The 25,651-nt window shown below is 74.6% G+C and carries 25 protein-coding genes and 1 pseudogene; 11 read left to right on the top strand and 15 right to left on the bottom strand.

Features of this window, described 5'->3' with window-relative positions:
• Positions 1–2: 2 nt before the first annotated feature.
• The 12 genes from KKR89_RS09565 to KKR89_RS09510 all read right to left on the bottom strand — a co-directional run bounded on the left by KKR89_RS09565 (position 3) and on the right by KKR89_RS09510 (position 12,703).
• Positions 3–767 (bottom strand): ABC transporter ATP-binding protein, encoded by a 765-nt coding sequence (locus tag KKR89_RS09565; RefSeq protein WP_208195138.1) that lies wholly within the window; start codon positions 765–767, stop codon positions 3–5.
• 561 nt (positions 768–1,328) lie between these two features.
• Positions 1,329–2,192, bottom strand: coding sequence for a universal stress protein (locus KKR89_RS09560; protein WP_208195137.1), 864 nt, complete (start codon positions 2,190–2,192; stop codon positions 1,329–1,331).
• A gap of 141 nt (positions 2,193–2,333) precedes the next feature.
• Positions 2,334–3,539, bottom strand: coding sequence for a Fic family protein (locus KKR89_RS09555; protein WP_208195136.1), 1,206 nt, complete (start codon positions 3,537–3,539; stop codon positions 2,334–2,336).
• Positions 3,540–3,589: 50 nt separating this feature from the next.
• The gene (locus KKR89_RS09550) at positions 3,590–5,026 is read right to left on the bottom strand and encodes an AMP-binding protein (protein ID WP_208195135.1); all 1,437 of its coding nucleotides are present in this window, start codon (positions 5,024–5,026) and stop codon (positions 3,590–3,592) included.
• Positions 4,977–6,149, bottom strand: coding sequence for an MSMEG_0565 family glycosyltransferase (locus tag KKR89_RS09545; RefSeq protein ID WP_208195134.1), 1,173 nt, complete (start codon positions 6,147–6,149; stop codon positions 4,977–4,979). Before KKR89_RS09545 ends, KKR89_RS09550 begins: the two co-directional genes overlap by 50 nt.
• A gap of 11 nt (positions 6,150–6,160) precedes the next feature.
• Complete coding sequence (locus KKR89_RS09540) at positions 6,161–7,009, bottom strand: carbon-nitrogen hydrolase family protein (protein ID WP_256443115.1); 849 nt, start codon at positions 7,007–7,009, stop codon at positions 6,161–6,163.
• Between the two features lie 28 nt (positions 7,010–7,037).
• Positions 7,038–8,354 (bottom strand): MSMEG_0569 family flavin-dependent oxidoreductase, encoded by a 1,317-nt coding sequence (locus tag KKR89_RS09535; RefSeq protein ID WP_208195133.1) that lies wholly within the window; start codon positions 8,352–8,354, stop codon positions 7,038–7,040.
• Complete coding sequence (locus KKR89_RS09530; protein ID WP_208195132.1) at positions 8,351–8,686, bottom strand: MSMEG_0570 family nitrogen starvation response protein; 336 nt, start codon at positions 8,684–8,686, stop codon at positions 8,351–8,353. The genes KKR89_RS09535 and KKR89_RS09530 overlap by 4 nt, the downstream gene beginning before the upstream one ends.
• On the bottom strand, positions 8,679–9,578 hold the full coding sequence (locus KKR89_RS09525) for a carbon-nitrogen hydrolase family protein (RefSeq protein WP_251140840.1): 900 nt from the start codon (positions 9,576–9,578) through the stop codon (positions 8,679–8,681). Before KKR89_RS09525 ends, KKR89_RS09530 begins: the two co-directional genes overlap by 8 nt.
• A gap of 10 nt (positions 9,579–9,588) precedes the next feature.
• Positions 9,589–10,110: an MSMEG_0572/Sll0783 family nitrogen starvation response protein gene (locus KKR89_RS09520; protein ID WP_208195131.1), complete on the bottom strand. Its 522-nt coding sequence runs from the start codon at positions 10,108–10,110 to the stop codon at positions 9,589–9,591.
• A 75-nt stretch (positions 10,111–10,185) separates the two neighbouring features.
• Positions 10,186–11,634 (bottom strand): MSMEG_0567/sll0787 family protein, encoded by a 1,449-nt coding sequence (locus KKR89_RS09515; RefSeq protein WP_208195130.1) that lies wholly within the window; start codon positions 11,632–11,634, stop codon positions 10,186–10,188.
• Position 11,635: 1 nt separating this feature from the next.
• Positions 11,636–12,703 carry an MSMEG_0568 family radical SAM protein gene (locus KKR89_RS09510; protein WP_208195129.1) on the bottom strand — a complete coding sequence of 356 codons (1,068 nt, stop codon included), beginning with the start codon at positions 12,701–12,703 and terminating at the stop codon, positions 11,636–11,638.
• 204 nt (positions 12,704–12,907) lie between these two features.
• On the opposite strand from KKR89_RS09510, the gene KKR89_RS09505 reads away from it, so the two are divergent.
• From KKR89_RS09505 to KKR89_RS09495, 3 genes are all read left to right on the top strand, one after another.
• Positions 12,908–13,690 carry a DUF899 family protein gene (locus KKR89_RS09505; protein WP_208195128.1) on the top strand — a complete coding sequence of 261 codons (783 nt, stop codon included), beginning with the start codon at positions 12,908–12,910 and terminating at the stop codon, positions 13,688–13,690.
• 74 nt (positions 13,691–13,764) lie between these two features.
• Positions 13,765–14,718, top strand: coding sequence for a manganese catalase family protein (locus KKR89_RS09500; protein WP_208195127.1), 954 nt, complete (start codon positions 13,765–13,767; stop codon positions 14,716–14,718).
• Positions 14,719–14,752: 34 nt separating this feature from the next.
• Positions 14,753–15,439, top strand: a complete 687-nt coding sequence (locus KKR89_RS09495; protein ID WP_251140839.1) for a phosphoribosyltransferase — start codon at positions 14,753–14,755, stop codon at positions 15,437–15,439.
• Between the two features lie 31 nt (positions 15,440–15,470).
• On the opposite strand, the gene KKR89_RS09490 is transcribed toward KKR89_RS09495, so the two are convergent.
• Entirely contained in the window at positions 15,471–16,103 is a 633-nt protein-coding gene (locus KKR89_RS09490; RefSeq protein WP_208195126.1) for a DUF2231 domain-containing protein, read from the bottom strand.
• A gap of 404 nt (positions 16,104–16,507) precedes the next feature.
• Between KKR89_RS09490 and KKR89_RS09485 the strand changes: the two genes are divergently transcribed.
• The 8 genes and pseudogenes from KKR89_RS09485 to KKR89_RS09450 all read left to right on the top strand — a co-directional run bounded on the left by KKR89_RS09485 (position 16,508) and on the right by KKR89_RS09450 (position 23,684).
• On the top strand, positions 16,508–17,146 hold the full coding sequence (locus tag KKR89_RS09485) for a succinate dehydrogenase cytochrome b subunit (RefSeq protein ID WP_243882214.1): 639 nt from the start codon (positions 16,508–16,510) through the stop codon (positions 17,144–17,146).
• Positions 17,143–19,136, top strand: a pseudogene (locus KKR89_RS18620) (fumarate reductase/succinate dehydrogenase flavoprotein subunit). Before KKR89_RS09485 ends, KKR89_RS18620 begins: the two are co-directional and overlap by 4 nt.
• Positions 19,133–19,882 (top strand): succinate dehydrogenase/fumarate reductase iron-sulfur subunit, encoded by a 750-nt coding sequence (locus tag KKR89_RS09475; RefSeq protein WP_208195124.1) that lies wholly within the window; start codon positions 19,133–19,135, stop codon positions 19,880–19,882. The pseudogene KKR89_RS18620 and the gene KKR89_RS09475 overlap by 4 nt, the downstream one beginning before the upstream one ends.
• Positions 19,883–19,940: 58 nt before the next feature.
• Positions 19,941–21,245, top strand: coding sequence for an MFS transporter (locus KKR89_RS09470; protein ID WP_251140838.1), 1,305 nt, complete (start codon positions 19,941–19,943; stop codon positions 21,243–21,245).
• A 70-nt stretch (positions 21,246–21,315) separates the two neighbouring features.
• A complete protein-coding gene (locus tag KKR89_RS09465; protein ID WP_208195123.1) occupies positions 21,316–22,152 on the top strand; it encodes an aldo/keto reductase in 837 nt (278 codons plus the stop codon).
• 103 nt (positions 22,153–22,255) lie between these two features.
• The gene (locus KKR89_RS09460) at positions 22,256–22,756 is read left to right on the top strand and encodes an RNA polymerase sigma factor (RefSeq protein ID WP_208195122.1); all 501 of its coding nucleotides are present in this window, start codon (positions 22,256–22,258) and stop codon (positions 22,754–22,756) included.
• Entirely contained in the window at positions 22,753–23,397 is a 645-nt protein-coding gene (locus tag KKR89_RS09455) for a methylated-DNA--[protein]-cysteine S-methyltransferase (RefSeq protein ID WP_208195121.1), read from the top strand. The genes KKR89_RS09460 and KKR89_RS09455 overlap by 4 nt, the downstream gene beginning before the upstream one ends.
• An 11-nt stretch (positions 23,398–23,408) precedes the next feature.
• Positions 23,409–23,684 (top strand): DUF2277 domain-containing protein, encoded by a 276-nt coding sequence (locus KKR89_RS09450; RefSeq protein WP_208195120.1) that lies wholly within the window; start codon positions 23,409–23,411, stop codon positions 23,682–23,684.
• Positions 23,685–23,690: 6 nt separating this feature from the next.
• On the opposite strand, the gene KKR89_RS09445 is transcribed toward KKR89_RS09450, so the two are convergent.
• Both KKR89_RS09445 and mqo read right to left on the bottom strand, forming a co-directional pair.
• A complete protein-coding gene (locus tag KKR89_RS09445) occupies positions 23,691–24,005 on the bottom strand; it encodes a hypothetical protein (RefSeq protein ID WP_372438470.1) in 315 nt (104 codons plus the stop codon).
• 5 nt (positions 24,006–24,010) lie between these two features.
• A complete protein-coding gene (mqo, locus tag KKR89_RS09440; RefSeq protein WP_208195119.1) occupies positions 24,011–25,549 on the bottom strand; it encodes a malate dehydrogenase (quinone) in 1,539 nt (512 codons plus the stop codon).
• Between the last annotated feature and the right edge of the window lie 102 nt (positions 25,550–25,651).

Genomic DNA, 25,651 nt, shown 5'->3' with positions numbered 1-25,651 from the left:
TCTCAGTCACGGACACTGGCCATGCTCCTCTCGTGCGCCTCGTCCTTGAGGAAGTACGACCGCACGTGGGCGGCGATGCGGATGAACTCGGGGTCCTCCATGACCGACACGTTGCGCTCGGGACCGAAGGGGACGGTGATGTCGTCGACGATCCGGCCGGGACGGCTCGACATGACGACCACCCGCTGCGCCAGCAGCACCGCCTCCGGGATCGAGTGGGTGATCAGCAGCGTCGTGACGCGCTCGCGGTTCCAGATCCGGTTGAGGTCGAAGTTCATCTGCTCGCGCGTCATCGCATCGAGGGCCCCGAACGGCTCGTCGAGCAGGAGCAGGTCCGGGTCCTGGCCGAGGGCTCGCACGATCGCGACGCGCTGCTGCATGCCGCCGGACAGCTCCGCCGGGTACTGCTTCTCGAAGCCCTCGAGACCGGCACGAGCCAGCAGCCCGGTGATCCGCTGCCGGTACTCGGGCGTGGCGCCCCCGCGGAGGCGGGCAGGGACCATGCAGTTCTGCTCGACCGTGAACCACGGCAGCAGCGTCGGCTGCTGGAACATCACCGCAGTGGAGCTGCGGGGCTGCGCGACGACGTCGGCACCGACGCGGATCTCGCCCTGCGTCAGCGGCTGAAGCCCTGCGATGGAGCGCAGCAGGGTGGTCTTCCCGCATCCGGACGGGCCGACGATGGCCACGAACCCGCCTCCGTCGACCTCGAGGTCCAAGGCTCGCAACGCGGTCGTCGGCTCCACCCCGCGCCTCGCGAAGGTCACCTCCGCTCCGCGTACCGAGACGGTCACAGTCATAGGAACCCCTCCATCGCACCGCCATTGGTGCCTATGGCCCGGGCTCACGGCACCGTGTGTCGGTGCTGGTGGCCTGGGTCACATCCGTGGACGGGGAGGACGTTCGCAGTGGCCTCGCAAACTGTCAACAGTTGGCTAGAGCCGGATGCGGCTTCGTCGGCGCTCCCGCAGCCAGGCGTCCGACGGGCCGAGCGGCGGGGGCGGTACGCCGGGAGACGTGCGACGGGGCCGGCCGGCGCCTGTGCGCCCGCATCGCGAGGCCCGAGAAGCGGGCGATTCGCAGGTCGTCGGTGCGAACGGCAGGTCACGGTCCGTGCACCGCAGCCGGGCGCGAACAACGGTCTGCCGGGGCGGCGAGGGTGGAAATCGGGACGAGCAGGACGGTGTCAGTCGGCAGAAAAGGTGGTGCAGCGCACATCCGGAGGTCGCCCCGGCGCGCACCGGGGACGCGAGGCGAGGCCGTCCGCGAGATCGCGGACGGCCTCTCGCACGTCCAGGGTCCGGGCGGGCCGGCGGGTGCCCCAGGCGTCAGGACGCCTCGCGCGCGACCAGCACCGGGCACGCCGCGCGGCGCAGCACCTCGTGGCTGACGGACCCGAGCAGCATGCCGCGGAACGCGTCGAGACCGCGGCACCCCACGACGACCAGGCCGGCGTCCTTGGACCGCTCGACGAGTGCGTGCGCGGGGTCGTCGTCGACGAGCTCGACGTCGACCTGCAGATCGGGGTGGGCGGTGCGCAGCTCGTCGGCCAGCGCATCGGCCGCGGCGCGGACGGGGTCCTGCGGTCCGACCGCGGCGGGCGGTGGGGTGCGCGTGCCGTACGGGTCGGCGACGGTCCGCCGCGCGTGCAGGACGACCAGTGGCGCGTCACGGAGCTCGGCCTCCCGCGCGGCGTCGCGGGCGGCGACGAAGGACGTCGCGGAGCCGTCGACGCCGACGAGGACGGGGGCGTGCGCCTCCCTCATCTGCTGCCGCACCACGGCCACGGACGCCGGCGCGTGGGCCGCGAGGTGCGAGGCGATGCCACCCAGGCGGTCGCCGGTGCGCAGCGAGCACGCACCCACCACCAGCAGCTGCGCCCCGGCGGCGGCCTGCCGCAGCGCGGGCACCGCGGGCCCCTGCACCAGCCGCGCGGCGACGCGGCGGCCCGGCCGCTCGGCCACGGCCCGCGCCTGCTCCATCTCCAGGTACCGCTGGGCCTCCTCGCCGAACCCCCAGTCGCCCGTCGCCGGGTAGTAGCCCCACGGCGAGATCTCGAAGGGCTCCTGCCAGCAGCGGACGAGCAGCACGTCCGCGCCGCGCAGGTCCGCCTCCTTCAGCCCCCAGTCCAGGGTCGCCCTGCTGTGCTCCCCACCGTCGAGCGCGATGACGACGGTTCCGTTCTCTGCCATGACCGCCTCCTCGGTCGAGTGCCGGGTGTCCTGTTCTCCTCCAGGGTCTCTCCGTGGGGCGCTCGCGGACGGGGACCTTGTGCCCACGCGCACGGCGTGGCCAGGTACAGGGTCACCCGGGCCCGAGGTCGGGCCCGGGCGTCACCAGGTCCGGCGGTGCGACCTGTCGGCGAACCGTTCCATCGCGGCGAGCACGTCACCGGCCTGCCAGACCCGGTCCCGCGTGCCGTGCCCGATCTGCTCGAGCACGCCGGCCTCGACGAGTCGGTCGATCGCGAGCTGGGCGTTGACGGTCGAGACGCCGAGCCGCTCGGCGGCCAGGCGCGCGTCGACCACTGGACGGGTCGTCACCAGGTCCGCCAGGGCCCACGCGGCCGCTCCGCGGCGTGCCCGGATCCGCTCGCCCCATGCGGCGCGCGCCTCCGTGACGTCGGCGATGAGGCGGCGCGAGCTCGCCAGGGCGGGGAACACCGCCTGGGCCACCTCGGTGACGACGGCCTCGACGTCCCCGTCGCGGTAGGCGGTGAGGGCCTGGAAGTACCGGTCGGTGTCGGTGAGGAGCCCCGCGGAGACGGGGACGATCGCCTCGCGCGTCAGGCCGCCGTGGCGCAGCTGGGCGTGCAGGAGTGCGCGCCCGGTGCGGCCGTTGCCGTCGGGGAAGGGGTGGATCGCCTCGAACTGGGCGTGCGTCAGCGCGGCCTGCGCGAGCAGCGGGACGTCGTCGCGGGCCATGAACGCGGTGAGGTCGTCCATGGCCTCCGGGACGCGGTGGTGCACGGGTGCGACGTAGGCGGCGCCGTGCGGGCTGCGCGAGGTGCCGCCGATCCAGACCTGCTGGTCGCGCCAGTGTCCCGCAGCGGCCGGCAGGTGCCCGATCATCAGGGCGTGGTGCATCGCGAGGACCGCGGCGCCGTCCAGCCGGTCGGTGACCTGCAGCGCCAGGGTCATCGCCGTCACGTTGGCGACGATCTCGTCCGCGTTCGCGCGGCCGCGTCGCCCGAGCTCGGCCAGGGCGACCGCGCGGGGGGAGGACGTGAGGTTCTCGATCTGCGAGGAGCTGGCCGCCTCGGTGCGCAGCAGCAGGGCGGCGAACGACGTCGTGGCGGCGTGCGTCTCACCGTCGAAGCGCGCGACCTCGGCGGACGCCTCCGCGACGAGTGCAGCGGTGGCGGACGGCAGGTGGACGGGGGCGTCCGCGATGCGCGGCGGCACCGCGGCCTCGTAGGGGCCGACGTGGGCGCTGCGTGCGGCGCGCGGGCCGTAGCCCGCGTCCGCGGGCTCCCACGGCACCGTCTCGGTGGAGAACGTGGGCCAGCCGCCGGACGGCCGCGCCTGATCCGTTGCCATCCGACGACGGTACCATCGGATCTGCGGACATCCATTGGTAAGTTGCGTCGCTACGTCCGGAAGTGGCGCGCGGCGAGGTCGCGCCGGCGCACCTTGCCGGCGTCGTCGCGCACGGGGACGCGCACGACGTGGACGACCGTCGGACGCCGCGGAGCGTCGAGGTGCGCCGCGGCGAACGCGCGCAGCGTCGCACCGTCGACGTCCGCCGAGCCGATGTCCGCGATGGCCTCGACGTGCTGCCCGTACTCCTCGTCGGGAACGCCGTAGGCCACGGCCGACCGCACCGCCGGGTGCCCCTCGAGGACCCGCTCCACCTCGACGGGGTGGACCCGTTCGCCGCCCCGCACGACGACGTCGTCATCGCGGTCCGTCACCCACAGGTAGCCGTCGGCGTCCACGTGCCCGAGGTCGCCCAGCGTGTCCCACCCGGCGGCCGTGCGCCGCCCCGGCGTGCCGAGGTAGCGGTAGGCGGGGGAGTCGCCGCGGCGCAGCCACACCAGCCCCGTCTCGCCCGGCCGTGCCGGGGTGCCGTCGTCGCGCAGCACGCGCACCTGCGTGCCGCCGACCGGGCGGCCCACGCTGCCGCGGTGCCGCAGCCACTCGTCGCCGCGGATCATCGTCAGCCCGTTGGACTCCGAGCTCGCGTACACCTCGACGACCCGCTCGGGCCCCAGCCAGTCCAGGAACCGCTCCTTGAGGTCCGGCGCGCACGGCGACCCCAGGTGCAGGACCGTCTCCAGCGACGTCAGCCGGCGCACGTCACGCTGCTCCGCGGGCAGCCGCAGCAGCCGGTGCATCGTCGTCGGAACGAGCATCGCCCACGTCACGCGGTGACGCTCGACCGCGTCGAGCCACGCGTGGGCGTCGAACCGCGGCAGGACCACCAGCCGGTGCCCGGTCAGCAGGCCGCGGAACGCGTACGTGAACGACGCCGAGTGCGTCAGCGGGCCGCTGACCAGCTGCGCCGCGGCCAGCGGCAGGAACGCGGCGACCGGCACGTCGGGATCGAGCAGCGCGGGCGCCGCGGCCACGACCACCTTGGGTGCGCCCGTGCTGCCCGACGACGTCGGCGCCTTCCACGCACGGGCCCACGTGTCCGGCAGCGGTCCGTCGTCCAGGTCGTCCCCGGGCACCGTGCCGAGCGCGGGGACGCCCTCGACCGCGCACCCCACCGTCACCGCCGGGCGGGCGACGCGCACGACGGCCGCGAGCTCCTGCGGCGTGCGACCCGGCGAGACGGGCTGGGGCGTCGCGCCCGCCTTCCAGATCGCGACGCAGACCACGACCATCGCCGCGCCGTTGGGGAGCGAGACCGTCACCAGGTCGTCGCGCGCCACCCCGTGCGCCAGCAGGTGGCGCGCGTACCGGTTGCTGCGACGGTCCAGCTCGCGCGCGGTCAGCGTCTCCTCGGCCGTGACGAGGACGACGCGGTCCGGGTCAGCGTCGGCCAGCCGGCTGACGACCCGCGAGATCGACAGACGCGCCACTATCGCCCCCCTCCGCGACGACGACCCGGTAGAACCGCTCGTGGGCCGCGGCCGCGGCGTCCCACGAGTGACGTGCCGCCAGGGCGCGACCCGCGTCCGCACCCGCCGCACGCACGCCGTCCAGCGCGTCGGACAGCGCCGCGGCGATGCTCGGCACGTCACGGCCGTACGCGACGTGCTCCCCGAAGACCTCCCGCGTCACGGGCAGGTCGCGCGCCACCACGGGGACGCCCGCCGCGAGCCCCTCCATCGCCGCGAGCCCGAAACCCTCCTTCGTCGAGACCATCGCCAGCACCGCCGCCGCCGCCACGAGCGGGGGCACGTCGTCGTCGGCGAGCGTCCCGAGGACCACGGGCTCCACGCCCAGCTCCGCCGCCCGCTCCTCGAACCGCGCGCGGTACGGGCGGTAGTCGAACAGCGTCTCCCCGCCGCCCAGCACGAGCCGCACCGACGGGTGCGTGCGACGCAGCACCGCACAGGCCTCCAGCAGGTCGAGCGTGCCCTTGCGCGGCTCGATGCCGCCCAGCGCCAGGACGTAGGCACCGAGCCGCGCCTGCCACGCCTGCCGGGACGCCGCCCCCGTCGGCCCGGCGGCCGCCGCGAACCGCGCGGCGTCCACCCCGTTGGGGATCACCGTCGGCGCGAGCCCGTACGCGTCGTGCACCTCGCGCGCCACCGCCCGCGACACGCACAGCCGCGCCACGGGTGCCGTCACCGCCAGGTCGTGGCAGCGCACCAGCTCCGGCGTCGTGAACTCGTCGAGGTGGTGAACCGTCCGGACCACGTCCACACCGGCGGCCGCGGCCGCGTTCGCCGAGATGCAGTCCTGCGCGTGCACGACGTGCGCCGCACCGGCCCCGCGCTCACGGGCCAGCGCGGCACCCATCGCACGGATGGACCGCACGATGCGCGCGCCGACCGTCTCGTCGTCCCGCGGCGCGAACGGCACCACGCGGACCGTCACGCGCGCGTCCACCGGACGGAAGAAGGCCGCGTCCCCACCGCGGCCCAACGTCCACACCGTCACGTCGTGCCCGCGCCGCGTCAGTGCCTCCGCCAGCGCGAGCGTGTGCACCACCCCGCCGCGCGGGCGGGTCGAGTAGGTGATCTGCGCGATCCGCACGCCGCCTCCCCTCAGGTCCCCGCGTACGCGCCCAGCGCGTACGCCCCGACGGCACGGTCCCGCAGGTGGTGCATGCTCCGCCGCGCCCGGGCGACGTCACCGTGCACGTCGGCCGTCGCCACGGCCAGCCCGCCCTTCGCCCACGTCTTGGCCACGATCTCCCCGGCCGGGTCCACCACCTTCGCCTGCCCGAGGAACCGCAGGCCCCCCAGCACGCCCGTCTGGTTCGACGACACCACGTACAGCTGGTTCTCCGCGGCCCGCGCGCAGTCGTACAGGTCGAACAGGCGTGCCTGCCGGTCGTTGCGGATGCGGTCCGAGCGGTCCGTGACGCTCGCGGGCCACGCGCTCAGGCACGCGAGCACCACCGCACCGTCCAGCGCGAGCGTGCGCGCCGACTCCGGGAACGTCTTGTCGAAGTCGATGAGCATCCCCAGCCGACCCAGCGGGGTGTCGAACGCCGCGAACCCGTCACCCGCGCGGTACGCCTCGTTCTCCGCCAGCGGCAGGTGCACCTTGCGGTGCACCCCCAGCACGCCGTCACCGTGCACGGCGACCGCGGTGTTGTAGCGCGCCCCCGCACCCGGACCCGCGTGCTCCGCGATCCCGACGCACACCACCATGTCCCGTGCGAGCGCCGCGACCGCCGCGACCTCCGGCCCGTCCACGCCCACCGCCGACGGCAACGGGCCTCCCTCGGGGTGGTACAGGTCGTGCAGGTACCCACCGATCGTCGCGTCCGGCAGCACCAGCAGGTCCACGCCGCGCTCGCGGGCGTGCTCGACGATCCCCGCGATCTTGACGAGGCTCCGGTCGACGTCGCGGCCGAAGTGCGCCGCGACCGCCGCCATCGTCACCACCGCCACACCACGCCCGCCCCGTGCGCGCTCACCCACCCACCGCCGCCGCGGGCACGGACACGGCGAGCTCGTCCGCCGAGCGCGCCCACCCGCCCGCCACGAGCCGCTCCGCGAGGTGCCGGGCGTCCTGCGCCACCCCCAGGAACCGGCCCGACCCCCAGGTGTGCTGCCACGGCAGCCCCAGGAACGCCAGGCCCGGCTCCGGGCTCAGGCCGCGGACGTGCCGCGGGTGCCCCTCGTCGTCCAGCACCGCACCCACCAGCGGACCGAGCCAGGACCAGTCGGCACGGAACCCGACGGACCACACCACCGCGGCGAGCCGGTCGACCGGCAGCGACGTGGGCTCCCCGTCCGGACGCCACACCGGGGTGTACCGCGGCTCGACCGGCGCGCTGATGCCGCGGGCCGCGATGTGGCGGTCGATGTCGTCCTTGATCGACTCCGCCACCGCGTCGGCGTGGTCCAGGTCCGCCGCGAGCGTCGGCGCGAACGTGACCGCCGCCGCACCCGACGCGTCGACCCCCACACCCGTCGCCCGCCCGTACAGGTGCATGCCGCGGCGCGCGAAGTCCCGCAGGTCGATGTCCCGCCCGCCGTCACGCCCCGTCACGTAGTGGTTCGTCGACTCGCGCTTGGCCAGGCCCCGCGCCGCGACGGGCACGTCGTACACGCCCATCTCGGCCAGCCACGTCATGCAGTCGCGGCCCCGGTAACGACGAGCCACCCGCGGCGCGCGCCCCGCCGCCAGGTGCACCTCGCGCCCCGCGAGCAGCAGGTCCTCCGCGATCTGCGTCCCCGACTGCCCCGTGCCCACCACGAGCACCGGCCCCGGGGGCAGCCGGTCCGCGCTGCGGTACCGGTGGGAGTGCACCTGCACCACCCGCCGCGGCAGCGCGCCCGCCCACCCCGGCGTCACCGGCCGGTGGTACCCGCCGACGGCGGCGACCACGACGTCCGCGGTGACGACCCCCGCCGACGTCGACACGACGAACCCGCCGCGCTCGCGCCGCGCGAGCCGCGTCACGGCCACCCCCTCGGCCACCGGCGCGTCGAACGTGTCCGCGTACCGCCGCACCCACCGGTACACCTCGTCCCGGCGCATGAACCCGTCCGGGTCCGGCCCGTCGTACGCGTAGCCCGGCAGCCGGCAGTGCCAGTTCGGCGTCACCAGCGTGAACGCGTCCCACCGGCCGTCACGCCACTCGTGCGCGACGCTCTCACGCTCGAGCACCAGGTGGTCCACCCCACGGGCCACCAGCTCGTGCGACAGCGCCAGACCCGCCTGACCGGCGCCGACCACCACCACCCGGTGGTGCGCGTCCCCGCGGACCCGCGCCCGGATCACGCCGCACCTGCCCGTGTCCCCGCGACGGCGCCCCCGACCGGACCCGGCGGCGGCGGCGCCATCCGCACCACCCGCACCGGCGCCCCCGGGTCGAACCGCGCCGCCAGCTCCTCGATCTGCGCCTGCTGCCGCGCCGCCGACGTGCACCGCAGGCCGTAGCGCTCGCGGACCCGGTCGCTCGCCTCCGCGAGCGCCCGCGACGTGCGCGCCACGAGCTCGGCGACCGGGTAGTCGGCGCCCACCTCGAGGTGGTCCCACACGACGAGGCTGGGGGAGTAGCACGCGGTCGCGGTGCCGTCGGGCCACCGCACCTCGAACGTCATCTCAGGCATGAGCGTGCTCCCGCCGGACGGTGGTCGGGGACGCGAGGGCCGTGACCGGGCCGTACGCGTCCGGCCGCCGGTCACGCAGGTGGAACATCCCCGCCCGCATCGCGCGGAACGTGCCCTCCACGTCGATCTCCGCGACCGCCAGCCCCGCACCGAGCAGCGTCGTGGCGAGCACGTTGCCGCCCGGGTCCACGACCTTGCTGTTGGCCACGTAGCGCAGCGAGCCGAACGTGCCCGACTGGTTCGACGCGATCCAGAACACCTGGTTGTCCAGCGCACGTGCGCTGTCGAACAGGTTGAACCGGTACGTCCACCGGTCCTCCTGCAGGTTCTGGGCCGTCGCGGTGCGCGCCGCCGGCCACGCCGACAGCGAGACGATGATCTCCGCACCGTCCAGGGCCAGCACGCGTGCGGCCTCCGGGAACGCCTTGTCGTAGCAGATCTGCATCCCGAGCCGACCCACCGGGGTGTCGAACGCCTCGTAGCCCCCACCCGCCGCGTACGACGCCCCCTCGCCCAGCGGCTGGTGCACCTTGCGGTACGAGCCGTACACGCGCGTCCCGTCCAGGCAGACCGCCGCGTTGTAGCGGGTCACGCCGTCCTCGCCGAGCTCGCAGAACCCGATGACCACGACCGTGTCCCCGGCCAGCGCCTGCACGCGGGCGATCTCGGGCCCGTCCAGCCGGACCGCCGGCGGCAGCGACCGTGGCCCCGCGCCCGCCGTGTCCCCGTGGTTGCCCAACGACGACAGGTAGCCGCCGATCGACGCCTCCGGGAAGACCACCAGACGAGCACCGGCCGCGCGCGCGTCGGCCAGCGTCTGCTCCACCACCGCGAAGTTCTGCTCGAGGTCCCGTGTGAAGTTCGCCGACACCGCGGCGACCGTGAGCGTCACGACGCGCCCCTCACAGGTTGTAGGTCGAGTTGATGACGGCACCCTTGCGCGCGTAGTGGATCAGCGCGTCCTGGACGTCCAGCGGGTGCGCCGGGACGACACCTGCGAGCAGGTCCTCCTCGCGCATCCCGTGCAGCGCCATCCCGAAGCGGCAGCAGAACACCGTGCCCCCCTCGGCGATGAACGTCTCCAGCGACCCGTTCATGTTGAGCTCGCCGGGGAACCCCGCGTCGCCCGTCGTCGGGAAGCCGCGGTTCGCCGCACACGCCAGCGTGCCCGGCCCGTAGAAGTAGATGGCCGACTCGAAGCCCTTGCGCAGCGCACGCGTCGCCTGCAGGATCGCGACGAAGCTCACCGAGGACTCGTGCGGGATGCCGTGCACGAGCGTGAGGTAGGACTCGCCCTCCTGCGCCTGGTAGTCCGGGAAGATCTTGGTCGAGCCGTACAGGTTCGTGCCCTTCGGCAGCGACGGGTGCGGGATCTCCGCGAGCGACGCCTCGATGTTGGCCTGGATCTGCTCGTCGAACGGCATGCTGCTCCTCCTGGGGGGACTGGCGGGGGCTGGACCGGCGGCGGACGCCACCGGCGGGTGGATGGGGGGTGGCGCTCAGGCGGCGCCCAGGCCCGTGGCGACGCCGGGCACGGCCGCCGTGACGGCGCCGTCGGGCCAGCGCAGCCGCACGCCGGGCTCCACGGTCAGGCGCCCGCACTCGGCGGACGCCGCGAGCGGTGCGGTGGCGACCGGCATGCGTGAGGTGCCCGGCTCGTCGGCCGTGAGCATCCCGAAGCCGGGGAAGCAGGTCAGCCAGTCGCCCGTCGCGGCGCTCGCGGGCGTCGGGACGTGGCCGACCTCGATCTCGGCGCCCGTGCCCGACGCCTCGGCGAGCATCGCGGTGGTCCCCACGACGCCGGCCATGGACACGTCCTTGGCCGCACGCGGAGCGGCCCGGGCGACGGCCGTGGCCAGGTGCCGCAGGTCGGCGGCGCCGCGGGCGGACGTGGAGTCCCACTGCCGCCCCTCGAACCCGCGACGCCACCGGCCGGTCAGGTCCGCCGTCAGCGACAGCGCGTCACCGGGGCGGCCACCGCCGCCGGGCACCGGACGGTCGGTCCGTCCCAGCGCCGTCACCGACAGCGCGGCCGGCACGCCGAGCTGGGTGTGCCCGCCGAGGACGGGCACCCCCCACGCCTGGGCGGCGCTGCGCACACCGTTCATGACGCGGTGCGCGAACGACTCGGTGGGGGCTGCGAGCGCGTCCAGCAGACCCACGGGGTACGCCCCCATCGCCGTGAGGTCGTTGACGTTGACGAGCACCGCGCACCAGCCGGCCCACTCCGGGTCGCGCTCGAGCAGCGCGGGCAGGATCGCGTCGCACGCGGCGACCAGGTCCGTGCCGGGAACGGGCGCACCGTCGTCGCCGCGGAAGCCGGCACCGCCGAGCGTGCCGACCGGCAGGACGGTGCCGACGTCGGCGGCCAGCGGGCCGAGCAGCGACGCCAGCGCCGACTTCGTCGAGCGGACCAGGTCGGCGACCCGCGTGACGGGCCACCTCATCCGCACGTGCGGGCTGCCCTGCACGTCGCACGTCGCCCAGGCCTGCCAGCCCAGGCGCTCGAACAGGACGCGGTTGCGCACCTGCACCGTCGCCTCGAACCGCAGGACCCCGAGCTCGGTGGCACGCGCGCAGGCGGCGCGCACGAGGGCCGCGCCGATCCCGCCGGCCCCGCGCGCGTCGCGTGCCACGACCAGCCGGCTGCCGGTCCACCAGCCCAGGTCGCGACCCGACGCGTCGAGCGCCTCGACCGCCGACGCCAGGCGCACGCCGCCGAGGACCCGCCCCACGTCGTCGACGGCGACCAGCACCTCGGTGCGCGGGTCGTCGTCGACGCGGTCCGCGTCGTCGACGGCGAACAGGCCCTGCTCGTCGACGAAGACGTCGCGGCGCAGCGCGCGGTAGGCCGTGACGTGCCGCGCCGCGGCCCGGCGCACGGTCCACGGAGCGGCAGGGACGGACCGCGAGAGCACGGACCCGGAGAGCGTGGGGACGTCGAGCACGTCAGCCCCCCGCCGTCGACAGGGCGCTGCACGCGCCGCACGCGGCGCACCCGGCCGCCTGGTCGGAGCCCCGCATGCCCGCGGCCCGCAGCAGCGCCGCGACGCGGGCGGTGACGTCGGCGACGACCCCCCGGGACGGTGCCGCCACGTGGTCGACGTCGGTGGCGAGGGTGCCGGCGAGCGGCCGGAACGGCACGACGAACGGGTACACGCCCAGCTCGACGAGCTCCGCAGCCCCCGAGACCAGCTCGTCGGGGTCCTCACCGAGGCCCACGAGCAGGTACGTCGAGACCTGGTTGCGGCCGAACACCCGCACGGCCTCGCGCCACGCCGCGCGGTACTCGTCGAGCGGCACGGTCGACTTGCCCGGCATCCACTGCCGTCGCACGTCGTCGTCCATCGACTCGACGTGGATGCCGATCGAGCGCGCACCCGCGTCGTACAGGTCCGCCAGGGCCCGCAGGTCCGCGGGGGGCTCGCACTGGACCTGGATCTCGAGCTCGGGGACGGCCTCCTTGACGGCCCGCACGCACCGCGCCAGGTGGGTGGCGCCGCGATCGCGACCGTTGGACGTGCCGGTCGTCATGACCATCTGCGACACGCCGTCCAGGTCCCGCGCCGCGCGTGCCACCTCGGCGAGCATCGCGGGCGTCTTGACCGCGACCGTGCTCCCCGACGCCAGGGACGCCTCGATCGCGCAGAACCGGCAGCGCTCGCTCGCGTCGTACCGGACGCACGTCTGGACGACGGTCGTGGCCAGGACGTCCTTGCCGTGCAGCTTGGCGATCCTGTCGTACGGCGTCCCGTCGGCCGTCGACAGGTCGTAGAACCGCGGGCGGGCCACGGGTGCCACGTCCATCCCCAGGTCGGCGCCGTCGAGCGTCAGCCGCCCGTCGCGGACGACGTAGGGGCTGGTCGGGTCGATCGGGATCGCGGCCCCGGCACCACCGATGACGAAGTGTCCGTCGTCGCTCGGCCCCGCGCCGCCCTGGCGGCGGACGGGGGCCTCGCTGCGCACCCCGAGGAGCGCGATGCTCACGCGGGTCGAGAGCTGGTCGGTCGGTGACATGCCACCAGTGAAGTGGGCGTCTCTTTCGTCCTGGTTCCGGCCGGAAGACGTTCTCGTGACGTCTTGCGCACATGGTGTCCGGCGTGTGTCGCCCTGCCGACTCCTGGGCGGGGTGCCGCGCGATGAGTTCGGACGCCGCGCCGCGTCAGTACGGGTGACCCAGGACGCCGGACCCCGGCGCCCGCGCCACGTCGCGGAGAGACCATGACCACCACGCACGAGAACCCGACCGCGCCCGCGTCCGGGCGTCCACCCGTCGTCGACCTCGCCACCTGGCAGGCCGCGCGCGACGAGCTCCTCGTCCGCGAGAAGGCGCACACCCGAGCGGGCGACGCGCTCGCGGCCGCACGTCGGCGCCTGCCGATGGTGGAGGTTGACGGCGGCGTCGAGGTCGTCGGGGCGCAGGGCCCCGTGCCGTTCCTCGACCTCTTCGAGGGCCGCGACGAGCTCCTCGTCTACCAGCACATGTGGCACGACGGGGCACCTCACCAGGGGCAGTGCGAAGGCTGCACCGTCACGGCGTGGCAGCAGAAGGACGCCGTCTACCTCCATGCCCGGGGGGTCTCGTTCGCGATCCTGACGACCGGTCGGTGGGACGAGGTCGCGCCGTACCTCGACTTCATGGGGTACACCCAGCCGTGGTACTCGGTGCGTGACGTGGCGCCGCCGATCGGCGGGGACATGGGCCGGCTCACGTGCTTCCTGCGCGACGGCGACCGCGCCTACCTCACGTACACCACGACCGGACGCGGCACCGAGGTCGCCGGGCCGTCGTTCGCGCTGCTCGACCTGACCCCGTACGGCCGGGGCGAGGCCTGGCAGGAGAACCCCGAGGGATGGCCCGAGGGCAACGGGCCGTGCTGGTACTGGCGTACGGACGCCGAGGGCGAGGCCACCTGGGGCCCGACCGGTCGACCGGTCCCGCAGTGGACGCGTGCGGGGGCCCGCCCGGTCGAGACGCTCGGCCGTCGCGGCCATCACCACTGACGCCTCGAGATGCCGACGTGGGCTTACGGGTGCACCGTGGAGGTCCCACGACCGCCACAGGAAGTAGGACAACCATGTACCTGCACGTCCAGCGCCTGATCCACGAGATCATCCCCGACGAGCCGGACCCGGCCGCAGCCAACGCGCTCCAGGAGGGGCTCGGCGGTCAGTTCGGCGAGATGCGCACGATGATGCAGTACCTGTTCCAGAGCATGAACTTCCGCGGGCCCGCCGGGAAGCCGTACCGCGACCTGCTGCAGGGCATCGGCACCGAGGAGATCAGCCACGTCGAGCTCATCGGCACGACCATCGCGCGCCTGCTCGACGGCTCGCCGCGCTACCAGGGCAAGAAGACGGACCCGTTGGACACCCCCGGCGCCGGGGGTGACACGCCGCTGCGCGTCGCGCTCGACGAGAGCAACATCCACCACTACCTCGTGGCCGCGCAGGGAGCCCTGCCGGTCGACGCCGCCGGCAACCCGTGGAGCGGGTCGTACGTGTACAACTCCGGCAACCTCGTCCTCGACCTGCTGTACAACCTCATGCTCGAGTCGACGGGCCGCCTGCAGAAGTGCCGGATCTACGAGATGACCGACAACAAGACGGCCCGCTCGACGATCTCGTACCTCATCGTGCGCGACCAGGCGCACGAGAACGCGTACGCGCGCGCCCTGGAGACCCTCGGCGTCGACTGGGCGAAGGTGCTGCCGATCCCCAAGACGAACGCCGAGAAGTTCCCCGAGGTGAAGAAGCTCGTCGACCTGGGGCTCCAGAGCAAGCAGTACTCGTTCGACCTCACGGCGGCGTCGGAGGCCGGCAAGATCTTCCAGGGCATGTCGCCGTCGAAGGACGGGACACAGCTGGACGCGAGCGAGCAGGCACCCGCCGGCGCGCCCCTGACGATCGCCGAGGAGCGGTACGAGGAGTTCTCGCCCGGTCTCGACACCGAGCTGCTCGCGCTCATCCAGGCGACCGCCGACCTCGAGATGGCGGAGGTGCAGCCGCTGTACGGCCCGATCCCGGGCTGACGCCCGCGGGGGGCGCACCGGGGGAGCGCGGGGCGTGTCGACCGGGGTCGCCCCGTTCGCCGACCGGGCTGCGGCCGGGGTCGTCCTCGTACGCCATCTGACGGCGTACGAGGACGACCCGCGCGTCGTCGTGCTGGCGCTCCCGCGGGGCGGCGTGCCCGTCGCGGCGCCGGTCGCGGCGGGGCTGCGCGCCCCGCTGGACGTGCTCGTCGTGCGCAAGCTGGGCGTGCCGGGGCATCCCGAGGTCGCCATGGGCGCGATCGCGGGCATCGGCCCCGCCGTCGAGCTGGTGCACGAGGACCGGGTCCAGGCCCGCGCCCGCGTCACGCCCGACGACCTCGACCGCGTGCGTCGCCGGGAGCTGGCCGAGCTGCACCGCCGGGAGGTCGCGTACCGCGGCGCGCGCCCCGCCCCGCGCCTGGGCGGACGTGTCGTCCTGCTGGTCGACGACGGGCTGGCCACGGGTGCGACGATGCGTGCCGCGGTCGCGGCCGTGCGGAGCCGCGCACCGGCACGTGTGGTCGTCGCGGTCCCCGTGGGGTCCGACGACGGCTGCGCGGCGGTCGCACGGGTCGCCGACGAGGTGGTGTGCGTCCGGCGCCCGTCGCCGTTCCGTGCGGTCGGGCAGGCGTACGTCGACTTCGACCCGCCGACGGACGACGCCGTCCGCGCGCTGCTGGCCGGCGGCGGCGGGGGAGCGGGGGCCCCGGACCGGGTGTGACGGGCCGGGTGTGATGGGCCGGCTCGCGCCGTCAGGCAGTCGTCACGCCACCGTCCTCGGGGTTCGCACCGACCTCGACCTCGTCGCCGTCGGGCGTGGGGCGGGTCGTCGGCGGCCCGCTGAGCCCGCGCGGCGGGGCGCCGAGACGTGAGGTCATGTGCCCGCCGAGGTAGCCGCTCACACCCACCGCGCCGGTGGCCGCGAGCGAGGCGGCGACGCCCGCGCCGCGCGACCCGCGCCGGCGCAGCACCCAGGAGGTGGCGTACAGCGCCAGCGCGGCGGAGTTCAGGACGGCGTGGGCCGCCCCGACCCGTTGCGTCCGCCGGCCCGACGCGGACCAGTCGGCGAGACCGGTCAGGGACGTCGGCAGCGCCGCCAGGACGCCCAGCCCGAGGAGGCGGTCGGCGTGCGGGCGGGCCGACGCGCCCCCGGTGAGGTCGAGGACGACGGCGCTGGACCACAGCGCGATCGGCGCATCGGTCATGAGCGGGTGCAGCGCGTGCCCCAGGGGGCGCCCGTGCAGGAGCGCCGCGAGCCGGGGGCGGCGCTCGAGCAGCTGTGTCACCACCGGGCGGACGCGCTCGACGACGGGGTCGAGGGCGGGGCTGTCCTGGAGCGCGCGGACCGCTCGCAGCGCGGGGGACTGGTCGTCGGTGCGGGTCATCGGGACCTCCGTGTCGGCGACGGTGCCTGGTCGCCGTCGAGCGTCTCACGGGTCGTCCGTGTCCGCAGGACGGTGACCTGCCGGTCACGACGACGCAGAAGATAACGGAACCTAGCGCCGAGAGCGACGCCACCACCACGACAACCCCCGCCCTGACGGGCGGGGGCACGGACCGCCGGGGGAACGGTGTGCTGTGGCGGGACTCCGGTCCCACGTCCGGAGCCGGCTGCGGTGGGAGTGTCGGGCTGCCGGACGCCCGTACCTCGGGCGCCGACCGACACGGAGGTCGAGCAGCGGTGGCAGTACCGACCAGCACACGTCCAGGGACGGACCCCGTCCCTGCGGTCGAGCGACCGGCGACCGGTCCGCCGCCACGACCCGCCACCTGGGTCCTCAAGGCGGTGATGGCCGTGACGGGGACCGTCCTGGTGGCCTTCGCGGTCGTCCACCTCGTCGGGAACCTCAAGATCTTCCTGGGACCCGAGCAGCTCGACGGGTACGCGCACTGGCTGCACGAGGACCTGCTGGCACCGCTCGTGCCGCACGGCTGGTTCATCTGGGTCTTCCGGGCCGTCATGCTGGCGGCGCTGCTGGCGCACGTCGCCGCGGGGGTCGTCCTGCGGCACCGGGCTCGCGTCGCACGCGGTCCCCACCGGCGCCGGGGCCTGCGCGGTCTGCGCAGCTTCCAGGCACGCAGCATGCTCGCGACGGGGACCGTCCTGCTGCTCTTCGTCATCTTCCACGTGCTCGACCTCACGACCGGCACACGTCCTGCGGCCACCGACGCGTTCACGCCCGGCCAGGCCTACGCGAACATCGTGAGCTCGTTCCAGCGGCCCGCCGTGGCCGCGTTCTACGTGCTGGCGATCGGCGTCCTGACGCTGCACCTCGCCCACGGTCTGTGGAGCGTGGTGAACGACCTCGGCGCCACGGGTCGACGGCTGCGGGCGACGGGCGCGGCGGTCGCCGGCGTGGTCGGGCTGCTCGTCCTCGTCGGCAACCTGCTCATCCCGGTCGCGGTCCTGACGGGAGTCGTCGCGTGAACCCCGGGTCGGACGGACGGGGCACGGGCCCCGCCCTCACGCCCGACGACGTGCGCGTGGTCGGCAGCCCGCTCGACGGCCACGTGCCCGAGGTGCCGCCCGAGCAGGCGTGGGACGACCGGCGCCTGCACTACGACCTCGTCGCACCCGCCAACCGCCGCCGGTTCACCGTGATCGTCGTCGGCACGGGGCTGGCGGGCGCGGGAGCAGCGGCGGCGCTCGGGGAGCTCGGGTACCAGGTGGAGTGCTTCACCATCCACGACGCGGCGCGCCGCGCGCACTCGGTCGCGGCGCAGGGCGGCATCAACGCCGCACGCGCCCGCAAGGTCGACAACGACTCCGTGCACCGGTTCGTCAAGGACACGGTCAAGGGCGGGGACTTCCGCGGGCGCGAGGCCGACGCGTACCGGCTCGGCCAGGAGTCGGTCCGCGTCATCGACCACATGAACGCGATCGGCGCACCCTTCGCACGCGAGTACGGCGGCGAGCTGGCGACGCGGTCGTTCGGCGGCGTCCAGGTCTCCCGCACGTACTACACGCGCGGGCAGACGGGTCAGCAGCTGCAGGTCGCGGGGGCGAACGCGCTCCTGCGCCAGGTGGCCCGCGGTGCGGTCACGCTGCACACGCGTCAGGAGATGCTCGACCTCGTCGTCGCCGACGGGCGGGCCCAGGGCATCGTCGTGCGTGACCTCGTCACGGGCGAGGTGCGTGCGGTCACCGGGCACGCCGTGGTCCTGGCCACCGGCGGCTACGGCAACATCTACTGCAAGTCGACGCTCGCCCGGAACTCGAACGCGACCGCCGCCTGGCGGGCCCACCGGCGCGGTGCGCACTTCGCGAACCCCGCGTTCGTCCAGTTCCACCCTACGGCGCTGCCCCTGACGAGCCAGTGGCAGTCCAAGACGATCCTCATGTCCGAGTCGCTGCGCAACGACGGACGCATCTGGGTGCCGCTGCGGGCCGACGACGACCGCGCGCCCGCCGACATCCCGGAGGCCGAGCGCGACTACTACCTCGAGCGTCGCTACCCGGCGTTCGGCACCTCACGCCGCGCGACGTCGCGTCCCGCGCCGCCCGCGAGCGCATCGACGCCGGCCACGGGGTCGGTCCGCTGAAGAACGCCGTGTACCTCGACTTCGCGGACGCCGTGGGACGGCTCGGTCGCGACGCCGTCATGACGCGCTACTCCAACCTGTTCCACATGTACGAGCAGGCGACGGGGGACGACCCGCTGCGCACGCCGATGCGGATCGCCCCCGGTGCCCACTTCGCGATGGGTGGGCTGTGGTCGGACTACGACCTCATGACGTCGGTCCCCGGGCTCTTCGTCGGGGGAGAGGTCGGCTGGGGCTACCACGGTGCCAACCGCCTGGGGGCGAACTCGCTGCTCTCGGCGTGCGTCGACGGGTGGTTCACGTTGCCGTACGCCGTCCCCGGGTACCTGGCACCCCTGCTGGGGTCGTCGGTCCTGGGGCAGGACGACGAGGCCGTGCTGGACGCGCTCGAGGCGGTCCGCGCGCGGACCGAGCGCCTCCTGAAGAACGACGGCACGCAGGGTCCGGACCGGTTCCACCGGCGGCTGGGGGAGATCCTCTACCGGTGCGCCGGGGTGACCCGCACGCCGGAGGGGCTGGCGCAGGGAATCACGGAGATCCGCGCCCTGCGCGAGGAGTTCTGGCGCGACGTCCGGGTCCTCGGCGAGGGTGCGGCGCTCAACCAGGAGCTCGAACGGGCGGGCCGGGTGGCCGACTACCTCGAGATGGCCGAGCTGCTGTGCGTCGACGGGCTCGACCGGGACGAGAGCTGCGGCGCGCACTTCCGTGCCGACCACCAGACGCCCGACGGCGAGGCGCTGCGCGACGACGCGACGTGGTGCCGCGTCTCCGCGTGGGAGTCACCCGCCCCTGGTGCGGCGGACGGACGGTTCGTCCGGCACGACGAACCGCTCACGTTCCGGGCCGTGCCCCTGCAGACGAGGAACTACGCATGAGGCTCACGCTGGAGGTGTGGCGCCAGCCGGACGCGACGTCGGCGGGTGCGTTCGAGACGTACGTGGTGAGCGACGCGACCGCGGAGATGACGCTCCTGGAGCTGCTGGACCGGCTCAACGACCAGCTCGTGGAAGAGGGACGCGAGCCCGTCGCGTTCGAGTCGGACTGCCGTGAGGGCATCTGCGGGTGCTGCGGCGTGGACGTGGACGGTCGCCCGCACGGGCCGCAGGCGAACACGCCGTCGTGCGAGCAGCACGTGCGATCGTTCGCGGACGGCGACCACGTGGTCCTCGAGCCGCTGCGCTCGGCGGCGTTCCCGGTCATCAAGGACCTCGTCGTCGACCGGTCGGCGCTGGACCGTGTGATCCAGGCGGGCGGCCACGTGGCCGTGGACGCGGGCACCGCCCCCGACGCGGACAGCACGCGGATCGACCACGCGACGGCCGAGATGGCGCTGGACTTCGCCGCGTGCATCGGCTGCGGTGCGTGCGTGGCGGCGTGCCCGAACGGCTCGGCCTCGCTCTTCACGGGTGCCAGGCTCACGCACCTGGCGTCGCTGCCGCAGACCCGCGCCGAGCGCGGGCGGCGTGCGGTCGCGATGGTGGACCAGATGGAGCACGACTTCGGTCCGTGCTCGACGTACGGCGAGTGCGCGGTCGTGTGCCCGGCGGGCATCCCGCTGAGTGCGATCGCGGCGGTCGGCAAGGAGCGCATGCGGGCGTTCCTGCGGGGACGCGCGACCTGACGTGCGCGACCGGCGAAGGCGTGGGGACCCGCGCCGCCGGGTGCGTTAGCGTCGCGGCGTGACCTCGCCGACCGACAGGGTGCCCTCGGTGCCCGAGCCGACCGGGCCGTCGGCGGGCGTCCCCGCCGACCTGGACGCGCTGCGGCGCCGCACGGTGGCGGTGCTCGCGGCGGCACAGGTGCTCGGCGGGCTGGCGGCCGGTTCGGTCGTGACGGTCGGTTCGCTGCTCGCCGTCCGCCTGTCGGGCACCGAGGCGTGGGCCGGCTCGGTGACGACGGCGTCGACGCTCGGTGCCGCGCTGGCGGCGCTCGGGCTCGCGCGCCTGGCGGTCGCGCGCGGCCGTCGGCGCGCGCTGTCGACCGGGCTGGCGCTGGCGGCGGCGGGCGCCGTGGCCGTCGTGGCTGCGGCCGTGCTCGCGAGCTTCCCCCTGCTCCTGGTGGGCGGCGTGCTCATGGGCGTGGGCGGGGCCGTGAACCTGCAGTCCCGGTTCGCCGCCACCGACCTGTCCACGTCGGCCACGCGGTCGCGGGACCTGTCCCTGGTCGTCTGGACCAGCACCATCGGCGCCGTCGTCGGACCGAACCTCGTCCACCTGGACGCCTCGGCGATGCGGCTCACCGGGCTCCCGGAGCTCGCGAGCGTCTTCGCGTTCGCGGCCGTCGGGCTGCTCGCCGCGCTCGTGGTCGTCCAGGTGGGGCTGCGGCCCGACCCGCTCGACGTCGCGGGGCGGCGGGACGGCGCGGCGGGGGAGCGGCGGCACGTGCCGCTGCGTGTCGCCCTGGCGACCCTGCGCCGCCACCCGCGGTCCGCGGGGGCCGTCCTCGGCATGCTGGCAGCGCACGCGGTGATGGTGGCCGTGATGTCGATGACGCCGGTGCACATGCAGGGCCACGGCGCGGGTGTGAACCTGGTCGGCCTGACGGTGAGCCTGCACCTCGCGGCCATGTTCGCGTTCTCTCCTCTCGTCGGTCTGGTCGCCGACGCGGCGGGACCCTTGCGCGTGCTCGTCGCCGGCATGGTGCTGGTGGTGCTCGCCGCGGCCGTGTGCGGCGTCGCGGGGGGCGACCACGTGCTCGTGACGGTGGGGCTCGGCCTGCTGGGGCTCGGCTGGTCCGCCGCGACGGTCGCGGGCTCGGCCATCGTGGCCGGTGACGTCCCCGGGCCCGAACGCATCGCGGTCCAGGGGCTGTCCGACGCGGCGATGTCGCTCGCGGGGGCGGGTGGCGGTGCGCTGGCCGGTGTCGTGCTCGCGAGCGTGGGGTACGCCGGCCTCAACGCGGTGTCGGCCGCGGTGGGGGTGCTCGCGGCGGTGGTCGTGCTCGTCGTGTCGCGCCGGGCCGGCCGGGCGGTGTCGGCGACCTGACCGGCCGTGCGGTGGTGCGCCCTGCGCGCACCTACGGGCGCGGTCCGGTCGGCGGTGCGAAGGTGGGGCCATGACCATTCCCACGATCACTCTCAACAACGGCGTCGAGATCCCGCAGGTCGGCTTCGGGACCTTCCAGGTCGACGCCGAGGACACCCAGGCGACCGTCGAGGACGCGCTGGCGGTCGGGTACCGGCACATCGACACGGCGGCGGGCTACTACAACGAGGCGGGCGTCGGAGCTGCCGTCCGGGCGTGCGGGCTGCCGCGCGACGAGGTCTTCGTGACGACGAAGCTCCGCAACGGCGACCAGGGCTACGAGCAGGCGCTGCGTGCCTTCGAGGACAGCCGCCGCGAGCTCGGGCTCGACGTCGTGGACCTGTACCTCATCCACTGGCCCGTGCCGAGCAAGGACCTGTACGTCGAGACGTGGCGCGCGTTCGAGAAGCTGCTCGCGGACGGTGCCGTCCGGTCGATCGGCGTCTCCAACTTCCTGCCCGAGCACCTCGACCGACTGGTCCGCGAGACGGACGTCGTGCCGGCCGTCAACCAGGTGGAGATCCACCCGACGTTCCAGCAGCGCCCCACCCAGGACGCGTCGACGGGTCACGGCATCGCGGTCGAGGCGTACTCGCCGCTCGGTCGTGGCAAGGACCTCCAGGCCGACGCCGTCACCGCCGTCGCGGAGCGTCTCGGCGTCACGACCGGTCAGGTCGCGCTGCGCTGGCACGTCCAGGCCGGCCGGGTCGTCATCCCGAAGTCGGTGACCCCCGCGCGCATCCGGTCCAACCTCGACCTGTTCTCGTTCGACCTCACGGCCGAGGACGTGGCTGCCATCGACGCGCTCGACACCGACGAGCGCACCGGCGCCGACCCGGCGACGGCCGCGTTCTCGCAGATGCGCTGACGCCGCACGAGGGCGCGCGGCGGCCGCCGCCACCACGACGCACCACGACGCCCCGTCCCGGACCTCACGTCCGGGGCGGGGCGCGCGTCTGCACACTGTGGGGATGAACGGACCGTTCGAGGAGGTCGTGCGCACGCACGGCGGCACCGTGCTGCGCGTGTGCCGCGCGGTGCTGCGCGGGCCCGACGCCGAGGACGCGTGGTCGGAGACCTTCCTCGCGGCGCTGCGCGCCTGGCCGGACCTGCCCGCCGGCGTGAACGTGGAGGCGTGGCTCGTCACGGTCGCGCGCCGCAAGGCGATCGACGAGCTGCGTCGCCGCGCCCGGCACGCGGTACCCGTCGACGCTTCCGGCGCGACGGTCGGCGTCCCGCTGCTCGGCAGCGTCGACGGACCGGGGGACCGGGACCTCGACCTGTGGCGCGCGGTGCGCGCGCTGCCGGACAAGCAGCGGCGGGTGGTGGTGCTGCACCACCTCGGTGGGCTGCCCTACGCCCAGGTCGCGGGCCTCGTGGGCGGCACGGACGCCGCAGCGCGTCGCGCGGGCGCGGACGGGGTCGCCGCCCTGCGCCGGACCTACGCAACCCAGGAGGCGGACGAGCGATGAGCACCGGACAGGACCTGCACGGCGAGACCGCGTACGACGCACGCACCGAGGAGCTGCTCCAGGTCCTGCACGGACGCCTGGTGGCACAGGCGCAGGACGAGGGGCTGCTCGACGTGTCCTACCGCGTCGTCGACTCGCCCGTCGGCCGCGTGCTCGTGGCCGCGTCCGACAGCGGCGTCCTGCGCGTCGCGTTCGAGGTCCAGGGCCACGAGGCCGCGCTCGAGGACCTCGCGACCCGCGTGAGCCCGCGGGTGCTCGAGGGCGGCCCGCGGCTCGACCCCGTGGTGCGCGAGCTCGACGAGTACTTCGCCGGCCGGCGGACCGCGTTCGACGTGCCCCTCGACCTGCGGCTGGCACGCGGCTTCCGGCGCGACGTGGTCGCGACCCTGCCGCGCATCGGCTACGGCACCACGGCGTCCTACGCGCAGGTCGCGGCCGCGGTCGGCCGACCGGCGGCCGTGCGCGCGGTGGGGACCGCGTGCGCCCTCAACCCGGTGCCGCTGCTCGTGCCCTGCCACCGCGTCGTGCGGTCGGACGGGTCGAGCGGACGGTACGCGGGCGGCGACGAGGCCAAGCGCACGCTGCTCGCGCTCGAGCGCGCGAGCGCGGGGGCTCTGGCCCCGCCCGCCCACGGGGCGTAGGTTCGGCTGGCATGTGCAGGAACATCACGACGCTGCGCGGCCTGGAGCCGCACGCCACCGACGACGAGATCGAGGCGGCCGCCCGGCAGTACGTGCGCAAGGTGACGGGCGTCCAGCAGCTCTCCGACGCGACCCGCGAGCCGTTCGAGCGGGCCGTCGCGCAGATCGCCCACATCACGGCGCACCTGCTGGACGAGCTGCCCGATCGCCGACGCCCACCGGCGACCGTGCCGCCGCTGCGCCGCCCGGAGGTCGCCGCACGCATCGCCGCCCGCGAGGCCGGCTGAGCGGCGTCAGGACCCGGCGGTGCTCGCGGTCCCCGGGCGGCCGATCAGCCGGGGGATGCCCGGCGGTGCCACGGCCGACAGCGCGAGGAACCTCGCCTCGGCCCGGTGCAGCCGGATGTGCTCGTCGAGCGACCAGCCCGGGCCGTTGGTGAGCGTCATGCCGCACGCGCAGCCGATCGTCACGCCGCCGTCGGCGTCCACGACGACCTGACCGACCGTCGTGTGGTCGGTGTACGCCCGGACCTTGGCGTGCCGCATGGGCGCGCTGACGGGGACGGGGAGGTCCTCGGTCGGCGGTTCGGCGGTCTCCTCGTGGTGCACGAGGATCAGTGTCCGCCCGTCAGCGTCCCGTCGTCCACGAGCTGGTGCAGCTCGAACGCCTCGTCCCACTCGCCGCCCCCGAGGCTGGGCATCAGACGCTGCAGCTGCGGACGCCACGTGTCGGCCTGCTCGGGGAAGCACCGGTCCAGCAGGTCGAGCATGGTCGCGACGGCGGTCGACGCGCCGGGCGACGCACCGAGCAGCCCGGCGATCGAGCCGTCGGCGGACGTCACGAGCTCCGTGCCGAACTCCAGGACGCCCCCGCCCTTGCCACGCTTGATGACCTGCACGCGCTGCCCGGCGGTGATGAGCTCCCAGTCGCGCGGGTGCGCGGACGGCATGTAGGCGCGCAGCGACCGCAGACGGGCGGTGTCGCTCGCCGTGACCTCCTTGAGCAGGTAGGTCACGAGACTCATGTTGCGCAGTCCGACCGCGATCATCGGCACGAGGTTGCCAGGGCGGATCGAGCGCAGCAGGTCCGTCCAGGAGCCGCGCTTGAGGAACTTCATGCTCCAGCCGGCGTACGGGCCGAACATCAGGGCGCTGCCGCCGTCGACCGCACGTGCGTCGAGGTGCGGCACCGACATGGGCGGCGCACCGATGGCGGCCTTGCCGTACACCTTCGCGCGGTGCGCCTCGACGATCTCGGGGTTCGTGGTGCGCAGGAACTGGCCGCTGATCGGGAACCCGGCGTAGCCGCGGATCTCCTTGATCCGCGAGCGCTGCAGCAGGTGCAGCGCGCCACCGCCCGCACCGACGAACACGAAGCGCGCCGTCAGGGTGCGCGGCGGACGTCCGTTCCACCGGCGGTCGGCGACCGTGACGCGCCAGCGACCGTCCCGCAGGCGCTTGAGGTGCGTGACCTCGCTGCTGGTGTGGAGCTCGGCGCCGCGCGTGGCGGCGTCCGCGAGCATGGCGCGCGTCAGGGAGCCGAAGTCGACGTCGGTGCCCCAGGCGGCGCGCGTGGCGGCGATGGGCTCGTCGTCGGTCCGGTCGGCCACGAGGAGCGGCGCCCACCGGCCGATGACGGCCGGGTCGGTCGTGAACTCGAGGTCCGCGAACAGGGGGTGCCGGCGCAGGGCCTCCCAGCGGCGGCGGAGGAACTCGACGTCCGCGGCGCCGCGGACGAAGGTCATGTGCGGTGTGGTCGTCACGGCGTTCTCGGCGCCCGGCAGGCGCCCGGCGGCGGCCAGGTGGTGCCACAGCTCGCGCGACAGCTCGTACTGCTCGTTGATCGTCACGGCCTTGGTGACGTCGACGGTGCCGTCGGCGCGCTGCGGCGTGTAGTTCAGCTCGCACAGCGCGGCGTGCCCGGTGCCCGCGTTGTTCCACGGGTTCGAGCTCTCGAGAGCCGGCGCGTCGAGGCGCTCGTGGATCTCGATGCTCCAGCTGGGCTCGAGGGTGCCGAGCAGCGACGCCAGGGTCGCGCTCATGATGCCCCCGCCCACCAGGAGAACGTCGACGTCTGTTGCGGAGTCCTTCGTCCGAGGTGCCACGATCGCGATGCTAGGTCGACGTCGACAGAACACCCCAGGTGAAGTCATGTGATGTTTGTCTCCTGGGACCTACGTCACACATTGTGCCCCTGACCTGGCAGGACGCGCGGCGGTGCCCCGGCAGCAAGCCGGCCGGGGCACCGCATCCGA

Source organism: Cellulomonas dongxiuzhuiae, from assembly GCF_018623035.1.
Lineage (GTDB): Bacteria > Actinomycetota > Actinomycetes > Actinomycetales > Cellulomonadaceae > Cellulomonas > Cellulomonas dongxiuzhuiae.
This window is presented reverse-complemented; position numbering and strand designations above follow the sequence as displayed.